The organism is Bacillus sp. CR71 (genome assembly GCF_003429245.1).
Classification (GTDB): Bacteria; Bacillota; Bacilli; order Bacillales; family Bacillaceae_G; genus Bacillus_A; species Bacillus_A thuringiensis_S.
The window spans coordinates 456,114-472,723 of record NZ_CP031748.1 but is presented as its reverse complement, the minus strand read 5'-3'; the positions used below and the strand labels follow the sequence as shown (position 1 = coordinate 472,723).

Sequence of the window (16,610 nt, the reverse complement as noted above, 5' to 3'; positions counted from 1 at the left end):
AATAATACGACTGATATTTTTCTATAAAATTCTGAATTATTAAATTATAATATTAGAAATTTCAAAATAACAATACTGATCAAATTAAACAAGCAAAAAAGATACTCTCAAAATAGTCTATCCACTATTTTTGAGAGTATCTTTTTATAATCCCACATATACAATACACATTTGAGCAGCTACATATGTAAACCAAATCCAAAGTGGCTCATACTTCAATTTGCGCCCTCCGATATCTGTCACGCCAATAATAAAATCAGAAATCACAAACAGTAAACCACCAAACGCTGGTATCCACCATATTCCTGTATTTTCATAATATAAGGCGAATGCAAAGCACGCCATTCCCCCAACCCACAATCCATAAATTAGAGCTCCTATCGTAAACAATTTATCCTGTTTATCATTTCGGATAAAGGAGAACCATCCTACAATTAGAAAGAGCCCATATACAAGTAAGCCAATCCAAAAACCATTCCATGAAATTCCTGTTTGCAAAAATGCTTTTACATAAAAACAATGAGCAAGGGCGAAAGTAACCATCCCACCAATTAATCGATGACCAATTGGAATCAACCCAGCCATAAACAAATCTCCCACAGTCGATAAAGTCATACCAAGTGCAACCCACGTACTATACTCTACAGATGGATCTTGTAACCATATCCAAATTGCACTACCTGTTAAAGAAAAACTAAGAATAAGACGGATTGCTAAAGGTAACGGCATATTAACTTTCGTTCTTTTTGTCTGCCCTATTGCATAAATTGCACCAATAAAAAAAAGAAGTATTTGCCCAATTAACACCACGTAAAGTAGATTCATAATATGTTCTCCTCAATAAATGCTTTTTGTATCTTTTTTCGTTACACTTAGTCTATTATCCTTTTTCTAAAAAAGAAGAACAGCACTGTTCTTCCATTGTAATCGCTTTTCTGCTCTCTATGCCACTTGTTTTTCTTGCTCTATTTTTTGCTTAGCTGGCGTCCGATTTACCACAATAATTCCCGCGGCTACACATGCTAAACCAAGTAGCACAAATGAATGAATTGCTTCACCTAAAATCATGCTCGATAATAACACACCAAATACGGGTATAAAGAACATATACATAGATACTTTTCCAACCTTGTTGTATTTCATAATTGTATTCCAAATGCAAAAACCAGCTGCAGATAAGAAAGATAAATAAATCAGCATAAGTAGTGCGTGTAGACTAAATGTAAATGGCATTACTCCAACTTGTAAAGCCCCTATACATAATAATCCTATAGAACCAAAAATCATTTGGTATGCTGTCATATAGCCAACATCTAATGTTTTACTACCTTCTTTTGCTAATATGTTTCCATATGAATACAGCATTGCTGCACTAAGAAGTAATAAGCTTCCGATTCCAAAATGAAATGATAAGCTACCATCACTCGGCACATTCACTAAAATGACGCCACAAAAACCAATCGATACCCCAATTAATTTTCTCATATTGAGAGCATCATCTTTATATACAAAATGGGCGAGTAAAATTTGAAAGAATGATGATGTCCCTGAAATGATAGCTCCTTCAATCCCCGAACTATAACTCATTCCAATATAAAAACAGATATATTGAAGAAACGTTTGGAATAAACCAATTTGTATTAACTGTTTCCCCGTTCCTTTTTTGAAGCTCATATTTTTCCCTAACACTTTAAAAAAGAATAAAAGCATTACCCCAGATAACAAGAAACGATAACCAGCAAATAATATTTGCTCTCCAACTTCTTGTGGTTGAATTCCAAGTTCAACATAACTTAATTTAATAAAAGGAAATGCGCTTCCCCATAAAAAAGTTGCTACTATTGCAGCAATAAATACGCCAATCGGATGGGTAAAAAATTTCTCTGTCTTCACTTGTTGTCTTCCTTTCCGATCTTTTATGAACAATATTCATATATACCAGAGGAATTGCGAAAACACAAGTTTTCCGTTTATACTTGAAACAAAACCGTACCATCTCATAAAAACATATGATATACTATAGAATAATTACAATATAATAACGATTAAAAACAGATTCAACAGAAATGCTGCTATCCATTATGGATGGCAGCTTTCGTCGTTTTATAGGGGTTTCGATTTTGATTATTTTTCTCAATAAGAATTCGGAAGGAGCGAGTAGTAATGAACTCAGAAGTAAAAACGTTACAGGCAAAAGAAGCAATTTCCCATCCCTCTTTATGGGACACATTAAAAAAACATTATGAACTTGTATTTGCAGTAGCATCTGGTATTTTTATTTTAGTTGGCTGGTTATTCACAAAGAACGATGCAATGAATGTAGGTATTACTTGCTATATCCTTGCTTATATAGTTGGTGGATATGCAAAAGCGAAAGAAGGCATTGAAGATACGATTGAAGAAAAAGAGCTAAATGTTGAAATGCTAATGCTCTTTGCAGCTATTGGTGCTGCAATTATTGGCTACTGGGCAGAAGGGGCTATCTTAATCTTTATCTTTGCGCTCAGCGGTGCTATGGAATCTTATACGTTAAGTAAAAGCCAAAAAGAAATTTCCGCTCTTCTTGACTTACAACCTGAAGAAGCATTACGTATTTCCAACGGAACTGAAGAACGTGTTCCTGTTGGAGAGTTACAAATTAACGACATTATTTTAATTAAACCTGGTGAACGTGTTCCTGCTGACGGTACGATTCATAACGGTGAAACAAATATCGATGAGGCAGCAATCACAGGAGAACCTATTCCAAATGAGAAAAGACATGGCGATGAAGTATTTGCCGGTACTGTAAATTTACGTGGTGCTATCGAAGTTAAAATTACGAAGCCGAGCGATCAAACATTATTCCAAAAAATTATCCGTCTCGTCCAAAGTGCACAAAGTGAAAAATCACCATCACAACTATTCATCGAAAAGTTTGAAGGAACATACGTAAAAGGTGTACTACTCGTTGTTGCGCTTATGATGTTCGTTCCTCATTTCTTACTTGACTGGAGTTGGAATGAAACGTTTTATCGCGCTATGATCTTACTTGTAGTCGCATCTCCTTGTGCGCTCGTAGCTGCCATTACACCAGCTACGTTATCAGCCATTTCTAACGGAGCGAGAAACGGTATTCTCTTTAAAGGCGGTATACATTTAGAACGCCTTGCTTCTGTGAAAGCAATCGCGTTTGATAAAACAGGAACATTAACAGAAGGTAAACCTACCGTAACAGATGTATATGTTCGAGAAAATATAACAGAAAAAGAAGTACTTTCTATTACAGCATCAATTGAAAGTCACTCTACACATCCTTTAGCTGAATCCATTGTTAAATATGCACAACATGCGTACGACATTACATTAAAAAAACCAGAAAAGGTTGAAGATGTAACTGGTTTTGGTCTAAAAGGAAGATTGGAAAACATCGCTTATAAAATAGGTAAAGCTGACTTTATCGGTGAAGAAACAAAGACATTTCATAATGGTATTTCTGCCTCACTTGAAAAAGAAGGTAAAACTGTCGTTTATATTAGTGATGAGGGAGGCATTCTTGGACTTATCGCTTTAAAAGATACGCTTCGCCAAGAAACAATAGCTGCTATTCGTGATTTACAAAGCATTGGTGTCGAAGCAATTATGATTACTGGAGATAATGAAGAAACGGCAAAAGCAATTGCCTCTGAAAGTAATATAAAGGAATATTACGCATCATGCTTACCAGAAACAAAAGTTGAAACGATTAAAAAGTTAAAAGAAAAATACGGTACAGTAGCAATGGTCGGAGACGGTATAAATGATGCCCCTGCACTAGCTACTGCTAGCATTGGTGTCGCAATGGGAGAAGGAACAGATGTAGCTTTAGAAACTGCAGATGTTGTACTGATGAAGAACGAACTATCTCGCCTTTCCCAAGCAATTCGTTTATCAAAACGAATGAACCGTATTGTGAAGCAAAACGTAATCTTTTCGCTAGCCGTTATTGCCATGCTAATTTGTTCAAACTTCTTGCAATTTTTAGCTCTTCCATTCGGTGTTATTGGCCATGAAGGAAGTACGATTCTTGTCATTTTGAATGGCTTACGATTACTAAAAGGAAGCAAATAAAACGGGTCCCTCATAGAGGACCCGTTTTTTTTTAATGATAGCTATTATGACCGTTCGCACTGCTACTCGTTTTATGCTTTGGATGCGAACTGCTCTTTTGTTTATTATTACTTTTATTATTATGGTTCTTTTTATTATTACTCATGAAATATCCCCCCTGTTCCTTTTTATTATGGAACAAGAGCTCATTATTCATTACGGGAATTATTGTCACCGGTTCTATAATGGTGGAGTAAACCATTAATTTCACCGCCAAGTAAAATTACCCATCCAGTTAAATAAAACCATAACATTAAAATAATGATACCACCGAGACCACCATATGTATTGGCGTAATTCGCAAACTTATCTACATAATAAGCAAATGAGTAAGACACCACAATCCATCCTACAGTAGCAAATAACGCCCCTGAAATAACTTCTCTTCTTTTTAACTTTCGATCTGGTGCAAATGTATATAAGAAACTAAACAAAGCAAATAGTACGAAGAAACTCGCTACTAATCGTGTAATGCTCCATACGAAAGAAAAACTATCTGATAAACCGAGTGCTTTAAACACTGCTGCTCCAATAACTTGTCCGAATACCGGAACAATTAACGCAAAGACAATCATAAAAATAATAGCTAATGTAAACACAATTGATAACGCTCTTGTTGTAATAAAAGAACGTGTTTCCTTCACGTCATAAGCTCGGTTAAAAGCATTCATAACCGCATTAACACCATTTGAGGCAAACCATAACATGGATAATAAACCAAATGATAATAAACCACCATTTTGCTGGTTTACAACTTTATCTACATTTACCTCAATTAAGTTCATTGCATCATCTGGTACATAAACCTCTAATAAACTAAGCACATCCTCTGTTTGAATGGGAATAAATCCAAGAAGCGTAATTAAGAAAACGAGCCCAGGAAAAATTGCAAGCAAGAAGAAATAAGCGAGCTGTGCTGCCAAGCCCGCTACATCATCGCGCATCGTCCGGTCATATAAATCTTTACCAAACGAATAAGTACGATTTCTTCTCACCTTTTCTAAAATTTTTCTCATATATGTTTAAACGCTTTTCTTCTCTTCTTTATCTTGCTTTAACTCAATGTACGCTTCAGTTTTTTTTTCCACTGCATTTGAGTCTTTTATAAATAATTCACGCGCTTCTTTCATACCACCATCTTCAGCAACTACTGGCTCTTCTTCTGCTTTCAGCTCATCTACCTTTGGAGATACAGCTTGAATTTCAATCGTTTCTGGCTTTTCTTCTGGCTCAACTTTTTTCTTACTAAAAATTTCTTTCGTTTCTTTTAACGTCTCTACAACAGATGGCGTTAATTTTTTAATTTCTGCTACTTTCGCTTTTACCACATTGAAATCAGCAAGTTCGCGTCCTTTATCTGTAACAGTTTGCACTTTTTCTTTGATCTTTGCATTTTCACCAATTTCAATCATCTTTGTTTTTGCTTTTTCTGCTGTATTTTTTACTTTTTCACGGTTTTCTTTCTTTAACATGGATACAGCTACACCTGCCGCTACACCAATCGCAATGTTTCGAGCAATATTATTTTTCTTTGCCATATTCCTTCACCCTTTCATTTCTTATGTTAGAAAGTATTTCTTTCTAAGCTTCCTCATATTCCTTGTTCATTTCGAATGAAAGCTAATAGCTTTGCACACCCTTCTGTTACAAGGTCATATACTTCTTGGAAATTCCCTGTATAGTAAGGGTCAGGAACGTCTGTCCAGCCACCGTCTGGAACAAAGTCGGACAGTCTACCAATATAGCCTCCAGTTTTACCTAAACTTTTTAAATCTGCTATATTCTTGTTGTCCATGGCAATAATATAATCAAACTTTGTTAAGTCTTCTTTTTCTACTTGCCTTGCTTTAATTCCTTCAAAAGTGACTGCATTTTCTTTTAAAATTTTTTGTGTTCCTTTATGTGGCGGATGGCCAACATGCCAATCTCCAGTTCCTGCAGAATCAATGACAATTTTCTCTTCGAGTCCCTCTTTTACGACAAGATCTCGAAAAATCGCTTCTGCCATTGGAGAACGGCAAATGTTCCCAAGACAAACAAACAATACTTGAACCATGTTTTTGTTTCTTCCCTTCTTGGTGCATTTCTTCATATATACTTATAGTATAAACAACCAATTATTAAATATAAAGGAAATCCCTACTAATTTAATAGGATTGAAAAGATTCATTAACGAAAATGATAAAAAATGTTAAGATAGCCTTATGTTATTTTAAAGGGGGACACTTCGGTGGATTTATCCGTAAAGTCAGAAGAAAACGTTGAATATATGGTCGAAGCTATTAAAGAAAAATTACGTATGGTTAATGCTGGAGCGATGAGAGCTGCTAGTTTTAACGAAGAAATGTACGAAGATTTACGTGACATTTATGATCATGTTATGAAACGTGAAACTTTCAGCATTAGTGAAATGCAAGCTATTACAGAAGAATTAGGTACATTAATTAAAAAGTAAAAAAGCCTCTCTTATATGAGGCTCTTTTTTATTTCCAACAAATTCATGACAACTCTTCTCTTTCCCTCAACCAACTGTAAAATATTGTACAATAGAAGTAGAACCTCATCTTAGATTTTTTCTCCATACATACTACTCACAAATAATAGCAACACTACCATTGCTAACTGTTTTTACTGGAGGTGCTTACTTATGAGCAATTGGTACAGTAAGACGAAAGATCAAACATTAATTGACCTAGAAACAAACGAACAACACGGTTTAACAGATGAGATTGTAAGTGACCGTTTAAAGCAATACGGTTCTAATGAATTAGCTACAAAACAAAAACGCACTTTATGGCAGCGTATTTTCGCCCAAATTAATGACGTCCTCGTATATGTCCTTATTATTGCTGCCCTTATTTCTGCCTTTGTAGGTGAATGGGCGGATGCCAGTATTATCGCGCTCGTTGTAGTTTTAAATGCTGTTATCGGTGTTGTCCAAGAATCGAAAGCAGAACAAGCTTTAGAGGCATTGAAAAAGATGGCGACGCCTAAAGCTATCGTCAAGAGAAATGGTGAACTAAAAGAAATTCCATCTGAGCACGTCGTTCCAGGGGATATCGTTATGCTCGACGCCGGACGATATATCCCATGCGATTTACGCCTTATCGAAACCGCAAATTTAAAAGTTGAAGAATCTGCTCTAACTGGTGAATCTGTCCCTGTTGATAAAGATGCAATCTACCACCCTTCCATGCAAAGTGATGAGCAAGTACCACTCGGCGACCAAAAAAACATGGCCTTTATGTCTACTCTTGTAACATACGGAAGAGGCGTCGGTGTTGCTGTTGAAACTGGAATGAACTCACAAATTGGTAAGATTGCTACCCTGTTACATGAAGCAGACGATGATATGACACCACTTCAAAAAAGCTTAGCACAAGTCGGAAAATATTTAGGCTTTGTTGCTGTAGCTATTTGTATCGTGATGTTTCTCATCGGCTTTTTACAAGGACGAGATACACTAGAAATGTTTATGACTGCTATTAGTTTAGCCGTTGCAGCTATTCCAGAAGGCTTGCCAGCTATCGTTTCCATCGTTCTTGCAATTGGTGTGCAGCGTATGATTAAACAAAACGTCATCATCCGTAAACTTCCTGCTGTTGAAGCTCTCGGGTCTGTCACAATTATTTGTTCAGATAAAACAGGCACATTAACGCAAAACAAAATGACTGTTACTCACTTTTATAGTGATAACACATACGATCACTTAGAACATTTGAATGTAAATAATGATACGCAACGTCTATTGTTAGAGAATATGGTGCTATGTAATGATGCGTCTTACAATAACGAATCACAAACCGGGGACCCGACTGAAATTGCTCTTCTGGTGGCCGGAAGCACTTTTAACATGCAAAAAGATCATTTAGAAAAAATACATGAACGTGTTAACGAGCTACCTTTCGACTCAGATCGTAAAATGATGTCAACCGTGCATACATACGATGAAAACTGCTATAGCATGACGAAAGGTGCTATCGATAAGCTCTTACCTCGATGTAACCATATTTTTAAAAACGGGAAAATCGAGATTTTAACTGATTCTGATAAAAATCAAATATTAGAATCTGCCGGAGCAATGTCTCAAGAAGCTTTAAGAGTACTTTCATTCGCATTTAAAAAATACAATTCAAACGATGTGGATATAAATCATCTTGAAGAAAATCTTATCTTTATCGGTCTTGTCGGTATGATTGATCCACCGCGAACTGAAGTGAAAGATTCAATTACAGAATGTAAAAAAGCCGGTATTCGCACAGTTATGATTACCGGTGACCATAAAGATACCGCCTTTGCAATTGCCAAAGAACTTGGCATTGCTGAAGAAATATCTGAAATTATGATTGGAACTGAATTAGATAACATTTCAGATACAGAACTAGCTAGCAAAATTAATCATTTAAATGTATTCGCTAGAGTCTCTCCAGAGCATAAAGTGAAAATTGTAAAGGCATTACGCGCAAAAGGAAATATCGTTTCTATGACTGGTGATGGTGTCAATGATGCACCATCTTTAAAGCAAGCTGATGTTGGCGTAGCGATGGGCATTACAGGAACAGATGTCGCAAAAGGAGCAGCTGATGTCGTGTTAACAGATGATAATTTCTCATCTATCGTGAAAGCTGTTGAGGAAGGTAGAAATATTTATCGTAACATAAAAAAATCAATTCTCTTCCTACTCTCTTGTAACTTTGGAGAAATTATCGCTTTATTTTTAGCGATTTTACTTGGCTGGGCAACACCCCTACGACCTATTCATATTTTGTGGGTAAATTTAATTACAGATACACTGCCTGCATTATCACTTGGGGTTGATCCTGAAGATCCAGATGTGATGAAGGAAAAACCACGACATGCGAAAGAAAGCCTATTTAGTGGTAGCGTTCCTTTTCTTATTTTCAATGGGGCTGTCATTGGGATTTTAACGTTAATAGCCTTTATCGCCGGAGCAAAATTCTATACTGGAGATACAAATTTATTCCCTCTTTTCCCAGAGCGAATTGATGAGGATGCTCTATTACATGCCCAAACGATGGCATTTGTCGTTCTTAGTTTTTCTCAGCTTGTTCATTCATTTAACTTGCGTTCAAGAACGAAATCGATTTTTTCAATTGGGATCTTTACAAATAAATATTTAGTCTTCTCCCTTCTTATCGGTGTTCTTATGCAAGTTTGTATCATCTCCATCCCGCCCCTTGCAAATATATTCGGTGTACATGCATTAACGATGCGAGATTGGGGATTTGTTCTCTTATTAAGTATCATTCCACTTGTTGTGAATGAAATTATTAAATTAGTGAAGAGAAACTAAAAGGCAATGAGGACTATTCCTCATTGCCTTTTCATTTATCCTTGTAATTCTTTTTTGATATTCTCTGTTAATGTAGCCATACGCTTGCGACTTTCTTCACGCTCACGTTTATTTTGTTCTTCAATTTGTTGTGTTTCTTGCATACCTCTTGAAATAATGTTCCAAGTTTCCTCAAGTGTTTCCATTTTAATACTAGAAGAACCTGATAATCTCGCTACTTCTACACTTTGCGTTGCGATATTTTGTGCATTTTTCTTAAGTAATTCATTTGTACGGCGATCAAGTTCAGCCATAGAATCTGCAACAAGCTTTTGACGTTTCGCATTTACTGCTTGAATGATACCATTTTTAAAGATAGGAATCGTCGTAATAAATGCTGTATTGATTTTACCAATTAATTTATTATTACCACGTTGAATCATGCGAATTTGTGGTGCTGTAAGTAGCGCAACCATACGAGCTTTTTCTAAATCATCAATACGTTGCTCTAAAATTTCAACCGAGTTTTTAAGCGACTCTAATTCAATACCTGCTAATTGATCATTATTACGCACGCGCTCTTCATACATCGGAACTAATTCTGTATTTAAACGCTCTAATAACATTTCTCCTGCTACTACATACTTCTCTAAGTCTAAATAATATTTTAAGTTTTGCTCATACAAGCCATCTAACGTACCAATTGATTTTTTCATCTCATCTTGGTACTTCGTAATTTCCACATAAACTTTATCAATTTCGCGGCCCATCGTTTGATATTTACTAAAGATTTGTTCTATCATTTTATCCGCTTTTTTGAACATGCGCGAGAAGAAACCACTTTTTTCTTCCGCAAAGTCTTTACTATCAAATCTGTCCATAATTTTACCAAGTTGCTTTAACAATTCACCAGAATCTTCTATCTTTGATAGAGACATTGTATGTAAAATTTGATCAGCGAAACGTGAAATTTCCATAGAAGGTTCTTTTCCAAGTTCAATTAATTCCAGTTGATCTTTAATATCTACTGCGTTATAAATACGTTGCACATCTGTATCTTGTCTAAGTTGCAAGCGAACATCTTGTGCGGTTTGCTCATTCAATTCAGTTTTCGAATCTAGTACGACTGGGTTATTCATATGGTATTCTCCCTTTCCTTATAAAAATGGACGAAATAGTCCTTTTATTGTTTGTGATAAATTTTTATAGGCTGATGAGCCATGAAACTCAAGATCGAAATTAACTTCTTCAAGCCAATGGGAATCGAATGCTCCTGCTTCAACATACGGTTCAATATCGTTTCTGCCCGTGGGATTGAAATGGAATACATCTACTCCAATTTGATTCAAAAATAGTAATAAAACAGCGTCAGAACGAGTTAATTCTCCACTCTTCTCATTATTAAATATAACAATTTTCGGTACATCTTGTGAATAATCAAATTTCTCAAGCTGTTCTAAAATATTAGGTGGTATTTGAGAAAGTTGTGCGAAAACATACAGTGCTACATCTTGTTTCGTTTCTTTCGCAATTGGTTTGCATATTTCACTTTCGCACGTATGGATAATCGCCTCTGCAATCCCATGTTGTAAACCTTCCGGTAAACGCTTATGCGGCCACCAATGGCTATTCATAATTAGATCAGGATGTAATTTCCCAGCTCGGTCCAATGCATCTCGATAATGATATTGGAAATTTGCTTTTTGCTCTTTCGTAAATGGGAATGTATTAATTAATAAACTGTTATCAAATGATGTAACAACCTTTAATCGTTGAAAATATTCTTTATCATTCTTTGAAACGCCTGATATTTTCGCAAATAAAGAAGGAATATAAATATGTTTATTTTCAACAAAGAATGTTGGACGTACAAATGCCTTTTCTTTCGTAATCAAAAAGAGTTCATCATATGTCGTTTTTAACGTACGTGCTACAGGTGTATACGAACGAAATTGCCACGGTTTATATAATAGTGAATTATCGTGGTGAAGTACTTGTTCAATTTCTTTCGAAGCTTGATACGCTACTGTTGCAACACGCTCACGTCGACGATCAGGGAATGGTTCAAGCGAAATGCGACCCGGATGAGATACAACAAAAGTTCTTCCCTCTTCATCAATATTTTCAAATCCATCTTTTCCTTCGGGGTGATAATAAAGCACATCACAACCGAGCATAATAAGAAAATATAAGAAATATATACGGCTTTCCTGTGCATCACCATACCAAACGATACGCGGCATTTGTTTCTTATAATTAATCGTAGAGAACCACTTCGCTACGTAATTTTCGCTTAGTTTAATTATGTCGATTAAGAAACGACGGAAACCTTCTGTCTTTAACGACTGATTATGTTGTTTCTCATATAATTTCAATACTGAAATGAACGTCGCATGTATGTAATGCTGTAAATCAGGATTGTCTACTTTCGGTAAAAGTTGTTTCCCAGATAAATGTGCAACTAGCCTATTTACTGTCAGACCATTTGGTGCTTCTTGATGTAATCCGAACACTTCTTGAATATGACGAAGCTTTTCCGAATCAATCACTTTGTTTAAATTTTGTTCGTGTAAAACTTCGATTCCTTTCGCTTCACTATAATCAAACAGTTCATTAAAATATTCATCTACATCATTAGGAACGCCAAGGATTCGACATGCTATATAACTAAATTTCATTTCATTCTCTGTCAGCTCATATTGTGGGCGTTTTTCTAAAAGTGTTTCAAATTGCTTTAAATCTGATTCATCTTTTAATGCATATGGTTGAAGTGTAAAACGTGAAAACACAACAGTTCACCTCCAAAAACATTTACGTTTTTTCTAAATCTTTCTTCTATTATAAACTATTTTTGGTTATAAAAAATGGGCGCTCGTAAAACGAGCAAACCCATTTCAATTATTTATTGTCTTCTTTAGTAGCTGCAACTTCTTCTTTAGCTTGTCCAGAATTCTTCATGTAGTGAATTATAAATGTTGCTCCAAATGCTACAACTAAAATAATGAAGAACAGTGTATGACTAATATGAATATCAATTAGAGACAATAGCATCTTCGATGCGATAATTAAGATTAAAATATATGCTGTCGTTTCAAGCTCTGGAATACGCTCTAACAATTTTAAGAATACACCAGCGATACCACGCATCATTAAAATACCTAGCATTCCGCCTAATAATAAAATCCAAACTTCATTAGATACACCAAATGCAGCAAGTACGCTATCTACAGAGAACGCGATATCCATTAATTCAACCATCGCAACTGTTCCCCAGAAGACACCGAACATTCTAAAGAAAATACTGTTTTGATTCATACCGTGAGCTTCGTCTTCTTCACTTGCACCTTTACGCTTATCAATAAAGTATTTTACTGATAACCAAGCAAGGTAAAGTGCACCAAGAAGTTTTACCCACCATAATTTAATTAAGAACATTCCAATTCCAATCGCAATAAAGCGGAACACATAAGCTCCAATAAGTCCATAGAATAATGCTTTTTTACGTTTTTCTTCCGGAAGGTGTTTTACCATTACTGCTAACACAAGTGCGTTATCGGCAGATAACAAACCTTCAAGTACAACAAGTGTACCTATTAATCCCCAAGATACTGGATCTTGCAACACTTTAATCCACATGTCCAAGTCGAAAAACTGAGCATACGTATCAAGGATTCCTTGCAAAATACTCATCTTACCTTTATCCCCTATTCTTTGCTAGATTTATAGAAAGGTCAAAAAAAGGAAACGAATATCGTTTCCTTTCTATGCATCCAAGCCATACGCTCTTACAAGCGCACCTAAACCACCTTGGAATCCACTTCCTACTGCATTAAACTTCCACTGTCCATTATGACGGTATAATTCACAAAAGACAACTGCTGTTTCAATGGAGAAATCTTCCCCTAAATCAAAACGAAGAACTTCTTCATTCGTCTCTTCATTTGCTAAACGAACAAACGCATTTCCTACTTGTCCAAAGTTTTGACTACGGCCTTCTGCATCATAAATCGTAACTGTAATAGCAATTCTGTGCACATCTGCTGGAACTTTCTTTAAGTCCACAACAAGTTGCTCATCGTCACCTTCACCTTCACCTGTACGGTTATCTCCTGTATGTAAAACAGATCCACAAGGAGACTGTAAATTATTATAGAAGATAAAATCAGTTTCCTTCGTACATTTTCCGTTTGCATCTAATAAAAAGGCAGATGCATCTAAATCGAAATCTGATCCACCGTCATAAGATTTAATATCCCATCCAAGACCAATTACTGCTTTTGTTAAACCAGGGCTTGTCTTACCCAAATCAATTTTCTGTCCTTTTTGTAATTGAATAACCATCTATATTCACCTCTATATTTTTATCTTTAAAAATATATCCATCGGTAAACATACATTTCACCGATGGATATATAAATTAAATCTATTACTCTACGTCTAAACCAAAGTTATTACATAGAGACGCTAATCCACCTTGGAATCCACTTCCGATTGCATTGAATTTCCAGTCACCTGCATGACGGTATAATTCACCTACTACTACGGCTGTTTCAATAGAGAAATCTTCTCCTAAATCGTAACGAATTAATTCTGCATTCTTTTCTTCATCTAAAATACGTACGAAAGAGTTAGAAACTTGTCCGAAGTTTTGGCTACGACCTTCTCCATCATAGATTGTAATTGTGAAACAAATACGTTCGATATGTGCAGGTACATTTTTCAAATCTACTTTGATCGATTCGTCATCGCCTTCACCTTCGCCAGTTCGGTTATCTCCTAAATGCTCGACAGCACCATTCGCACCTTTTGGGTTATTATAGAAGACGAAATCCTCTGCACCTGAAACTTTACCGTTAGCGCCTACTAAGAAAATACTAACATCTAAATCGAAATCGTTTTGTCCGTCATAACGATTCGTATCCCAACCTAGTCCTACAAGAACTTTTGAAAGACCCGGATTCGTTTTTGTTAAGTCTACCTTTTGTCCTTTTTTCAATGAAATTGATGCCATATTCAATTCCTCCTCGGTTTATTTTATTGATAACGTGATACAATCTCACTTAAGTTTTTATCTTGTGTGCCTTCTCCAACAGCTGAAAACTTCCATTCACTTCCGTGACGATACATTTCACCTGCAATTAGAGTCGTTTTGCCAGCATAATTATCCGATAAATTATAGCGTGCTAATTCTTCACCAGTTTGCGGGTTTTGAATACGAATATATGCATTACGAATCATCCCGAAATCTTGACGACGATTTACACAGTCATAAATATTTACAACGAATACTAAACGATTAATACGGCTCGGAACTTTATGTAATTCTACGAAAATTGTTTCGTCATCACCAGCGCCTTCACCTGTTAAATTATCTCCTGAATGAATAATACTACCACAAGTAGAAAGTTTATTTCCGAAGTAAACTAAATCATTTTTGTTTAAAAAACGATCTCCTTCTAACATAACAACAGATGCATCACAATCTACATTTGGTTTACTTCCAAATAATGAAGACAGAAATCCACCTGATTGCCCAATTGGATCCCAGCCTAAGCCAACCTGTAGTTTTGCTACTTTTGGTTGTCCTTTCGTTAAATCGATCTTTTGACCTTTTTCTAAAATAATAGGCATGAAGTTTCTCCCTTTCTACAAAGCATTTTCCAAATCGGAAAATATTGTATTCTTCTCTTATATTGTAGCATTATTTACCTAGCGATAAAAAGGATAAATTCTCAGTTATATGAAAACATTCATATAATTTACTTATGATGATGTAAGAAGTGGTAAATAGCACCAATCATTCCTGCACAATTACCGTTTTGTGCAAGTTCAATCTCACAATTATTATAAATCTCTTGATTTAAGTATTTACTGACCTCTTCTTTTACTTCTTTTAAAAACTCATTTCCTCTATCGGTAATTCCTCCACCAATAATAATCTTTTCTGGATTGAAAATATAAGCAAGATTACTAATTCCGATTGCCAAATGTTTAAAGAAGATCCTAACTGCTTGAGCAACTTCCCGATCTCCTTTATCATACAACTCGAAAATTAATCTCCCATTCCACTCACCTTTGCCTTTATATTTTCTGACAAGACGAATTAATCCTGAAATCGAGGCAACCTCTTCAAACGGTTTTCCTTCTATTAACATATTCCCCCATTCACCAGCACTAAATGAATGCCCTCGGTACAATTCTCCGTCTATAAAAATCGCTCCCCCAATCCCTGTTCCAAGGGTGAGCATAATAAAGTTCTCTTTCTCTCTTCCACTACCATTCCATTTTTCTCCAAACGCTGCACAATTCACATCATTGTCAATCGATACTGGAACTTTTAATATCTCTTGCAATCTATCAATAATAGGAATAGTACGATATCCCGGAATATGATCCGCACCTCCCGTCACAATTCCTTTATTAATATCAACAATCCCCGTGGTGCTAATACCAATTCCTGCAATAGTATGTTCATTCATTATTTTTTTTGATACATATATAAGTTTTTGAATAGTTTGTTCTCCGCCTAAATGAATTTCTGTTGCAACTGTTTTACGCTTTAATACTCTCCCTATTTCTGAAACAATGCCATACTTAATTTCCGTACCGCCAATATCAAACGCTATATACTCTTTCATCTACTGCCACTTCCTCTACCGTTCTGAATGTAAATTCTCCGCCTCTACTATTTGTAGGAAATCTACATTAACTCTTTTCTGCTTTGAGAAATACACCACCTTTTTCTATATATAGTTTTTTTTGCATAAAACTCTTTTTCCTAAGAAATATTACAAAGGGATGTATTTTAGATGGAATATTAATTTCTTAGGAGGAAAACCATGACGAAAATCTTCATTTTAGCATCAACACTCTCTTTATCTTTTTTTAGCGGTTTAAATATTGGTAATGCTGCAACTGAAAACTTCCGCCCATTAACAAACGCTATTGTACAAAATAGTGATCATTTTGCAGAAGGAAACTCAAAGGATAATAATAAACCTCCAGGAAATAACGGTTCTCAGAACGATAGTGGTTCTGGTGACAACGGTTCTGGCGGCAATGGTTCTGGCGGCAGTGGCTCTGGCGACAATGGTTCCGGCGGTAACGGCTCTGGCGGCAATGGTTCCGGCGGTAACGGTTCTGGTGGCAGTGGCTCTGGTGGCAATGGTTCCGGCGGTAACGGCTCTGG

Annotated in this window: 15 protein-coding genes and 1 pseudogene; 4 read left to right on the top strand and 12 right to left on the bottom strand. The window is 35.9% G+C overall.

The window, feature by feature from the left end; all coding sequences use genetic code 11:
• Positions 1-144: 144 nt before the first annotated feature.
• On the bottom strand, positions 145-825 hold the full coding sequence (locus tag DOS87_RS02455; protein WP_044783766.1) for a lysoplasmalogenase: 681 nt from the start codon (positions 823-825) through the stop codon (positions 145-147).
• Positions 826-942: 117 nt separating this feature from the next.
• A complete protein-coding gene (locus DOS87_RS02450; RefSeq protein ID WP_000845710.1) occupies positions 943-1,893 on the bottom strand; it encodes a DMT family transporter in 951 nt (316 codons plus the stop codon).
• Positions 1,894-2,163: 270 nt separating this feature from the next.
• Here DOS87_RS02450 and DOS87_RS02445 point away from each other — a divergent pair, with 270 nt between their 5' ends.
• The gene (locus DOS87_RS02445; protein ID WP_001083768.1) at positions 2,164-4,089 is read left to right on the top strand and encodes a heavy metal translocating P-type ATPase; all 1,926 of its coding nucleotides are present in this window, start codon (positions 2,164-2,166) and stop codon (positions 4,087-4,089) included.
• A gap of 188 nt (positions 4,090-4,277) precedes the next feature.
• On the opposite strand, the gene DOS87_RS02440 is transcribed toward DOS87_RS02445, so the two are convergent.
• From DOS87_RS02440 to DOS87_RS02430, 3 genes are read right to left on the bottom strand one after another with little or no spacing between them, the layout of a single operon-like run.
• On the bottom strand, positions 4,278-5,144 hold the full coding sequence (locus tag DOS87_RS02440; RefSeq protein ID WP_001226536.1) for a YihY/virulence factor BrkB family protein: 867 nt from the start codon (positions 5,142-5,144) through the stop codon (positions 4,278-4,280).
• A gap of 6 nt (positions 5,145-5,150) precedes the next feature.
• Positions 5,151-5,666 carry a DUF4075 domain-containing protein gene (locus DOS87_RS02435; RefSeq protein WP_001085387.1) on the bottom strand — a complete coding sequence of 172 codons (516 nt, stop codon included), beginning with the start codon at positions 5,664-5,666 and terminating at the stop codon, positions 5,151-5,153.
• Positions 5,667-5,719: 53 nt separating this feature from the next.
• Positions 5,720-6,184: a low molecular weight protein-tyrosine-phosphatase gene (locus DOS87_RS02430; RefSeq protein WP_000250910.1), complete on the bottom strand. Its 465-nt coding sequence runs from the start codon at positions 6,182-6,184 to the stop codon at positions 5,720-5,722.
• Positions 6,185-6,358: 174 nt separating this feature from the next.
• Between DOS87_RS02430 and DOS87_RS02425 the strand changes: the two genes are divergently transcribed.
• Both DOS87_RS02425 and DOS87_RS02420 read left to right on the top strand, forming a co-directional pair.
• The gene (locus DOS87_RS02425) at positions 6,359-6,583 is read left to right on the top strand and encodes a DUF1128 domain-containing protein (RefSeq protein WP_000366196.1); all 225 of its coding nucleotides are present in this window, start codon (positions 6,359-6,361) and stop codon (positions 6,581-6,583) included.
• Positions 6,584-6,775: 192 nt separating this feature from the next.
• Positions 6,776-9,442, top strand: a complete 2,667-nt coding sequence (locus DOS87_RS02420; protein ID WP_000073682.1) for a cation-translocating P-type ATPase — start codon at positions 6,776-6,778, stop codon at positions 9,440-9,442.
• Positions 9,443-9,477: 35 nt separating this feature from the next.
• Here DOS87_RS02420 and DOS87_RS02415 read toward each other — a convergent pair whose 3' ends face one another.
• From DOS87_RS02415 to DOS87_RS02385, 7 genes are all read right to left on the bottom strand, one after another.
• Complete coding sequence (locus DOS87_RS02415; protein WP_098578069.1) at positions 9,478-10,560, bottom strand: toxic anion resistance protein; 1,083 nt, start codon at positions 10,558-10,560, stop codon at positions 9,478-9,480.
• 18 nt (positions 10,561-10,578) lie between these two features.
• Positions 10,579-12,210 carry a YceG family protein gene (locus DOS87_RS02410; RefSeq protein ID WP_000492853.1) on the bottom strand — a complete coding sequence of 544 codons (1,632 nt, stop codon included), beginning with the start codon at positions 12,208-12,210 and terminating at the stop codon, positions 10,579-10,581.
• A 109-nt stretch (positions 12,211-12,319) separates the two neighbouring features.
• Positions 12,320-13,111 carry a TerC family protein gene (locus tag DOS87_RS02405; protein WP_000025702.1) on the bottom strand — a complete coding sequence of 264 codons (792 nt, stop codon included), beginning with the start codon at positions 13,109-13,111 and terminating at the stop codon, positions 12,320-12,322.
• Between the two features lie 72 nt (positions 13,112-13,183).
• On the bottom strand, positions 13,184-13,762 hold the full coding sequence (locus DOS87_RS02400; RefSeq protein ID WP_000236653.1) for a TerD family protein: 579 nt from the start codon (positions 13,760-13,762) through the stop codon (positions 13,184-13,186).
• Positions 13,763-13,847: 85 nt separating this feature from the next.
• Complete coding sequence (locus tag DOS87_RS02395; protein WP_000146729.1) at positions 13,848-14,432, bottom strand: TerD family protein; 585 nt, start codon at positions 14,430-14,432, stop codon at positions 13,848-13,850.
• Positions 14,433-14,455: 23 nt separating this feature from the next.
• Positions 14,456-15,052: a TerD family protein gene (locus DOS87_RS02390; RefSeq protein WP_001121586.1), complete on the bottom strand. Its 597-nt coding sequence runs from the start codon at positions 15,050-15,052 to the stop codon at positions 14,456-14,458.
• Positions 15,053-15,180: 128 nt separating this feature from the next.
• Positions 15,181-16,059, bottom strand: coding sequence for an ROK family protein (locus tag DOS87_RS02385; protein WP_000666101.1), 879 nt, complete (start codon positions 16,057-16,059; stop codon positions 15,181-15,183).
• Positions 16,060-16,260: 201 nt separating this feature from the next.
• Here DOS87_RS02385 and DOS87_RS02380 point away from each other — a divergent pair.
• Positions 16,261-16,610 (top strand): annotated as a pseudogene (locus tag DOS87_RS02380) (peptidase); the annotation flags it as partial.

Coding starts and splice junctions, on each gene's coding strand:
- DOS87_RS02455 (WP_044783766.1), bottom strand. CDS start 825: ATGAATCTACTTTACGTGGTGTTAATTGGGCAAATACTTCTTTTTTTT.
- DOS87_RS02445 (WP_001083768.1), top strand. CDS start 2,164: ATGAACTCAGAAGTAAAAACGTTACAGGCAAAAGAAGCAATTTCCCAT.
- DOS87_RS02440 (WP_001226536.1), bottom strand. CDS start 5,144: ATGAGAAAAATTTTAGAAAAGGTGAGAAGAAATCGTACTTATTCGTTT.
- DOS87_RS02435 (WP_001085387.1), bottom strand. CDS start 5,666: ATGGCAAAGAAAAATAATATTGCTCGAAACATTGCGATTGGTGTAGCG.
- DOS87_RS02430 (WP_000250910.1), bottom strand. CDS start 6,184: ATGGTTCAAGTATTGTTTGTTTGTCTTGGGAACATTTGCCGTTCTCCA.
- DOS87_RS02420 (WP_000073682.1), top strand. CDS start 6,776: ATGAGCAATTGGTACAGTAAGACGAAAGATCAAACATTAATTGACCTA.
- DOS87_RS02415 (WP_098578069.1), bottom strand. CDS start 10,560: ATGAATAACCCAGTCGTACTAGATTCGAAAACTGAATTGAATGAGCAA.
- DOS87_RS02405 (WP_000025702.1), bottom strand. CDS start 13,111: ATGAGTATTTTGCAAGGAATCCTTGATACGTATGCTCAGTTTTTCGAC.
- DOS87_RS02400 (WP_000236653.1), bottom strand. CDS start 13,762: ATGGTTATTCAATTACAAAAAGGACAGAAAATTGATTTGGGTAAGACA.
- DOS87_RS02395 (WP_000146729.1), bottom strand. CDS start 14,432: ATGGCATCAATTTCATTGAAAAAAGGACAAAAGGTAGACTTAACAAAA.
- DOS87_RS02390 (WP_001121586.1), bottom strand. CDS start 15,052: ATGCCTATTATTTTAGAAAAAGGTCAAAAGATCGATTTAACGAAAGGA.
- DOS87_RS02385 (WP_000666101.1), bottom strand. CDS start 16,059: ATGAAAGAGTATATAGCGTTTGATATTGGCGGTACGGAAATTAAGTAT.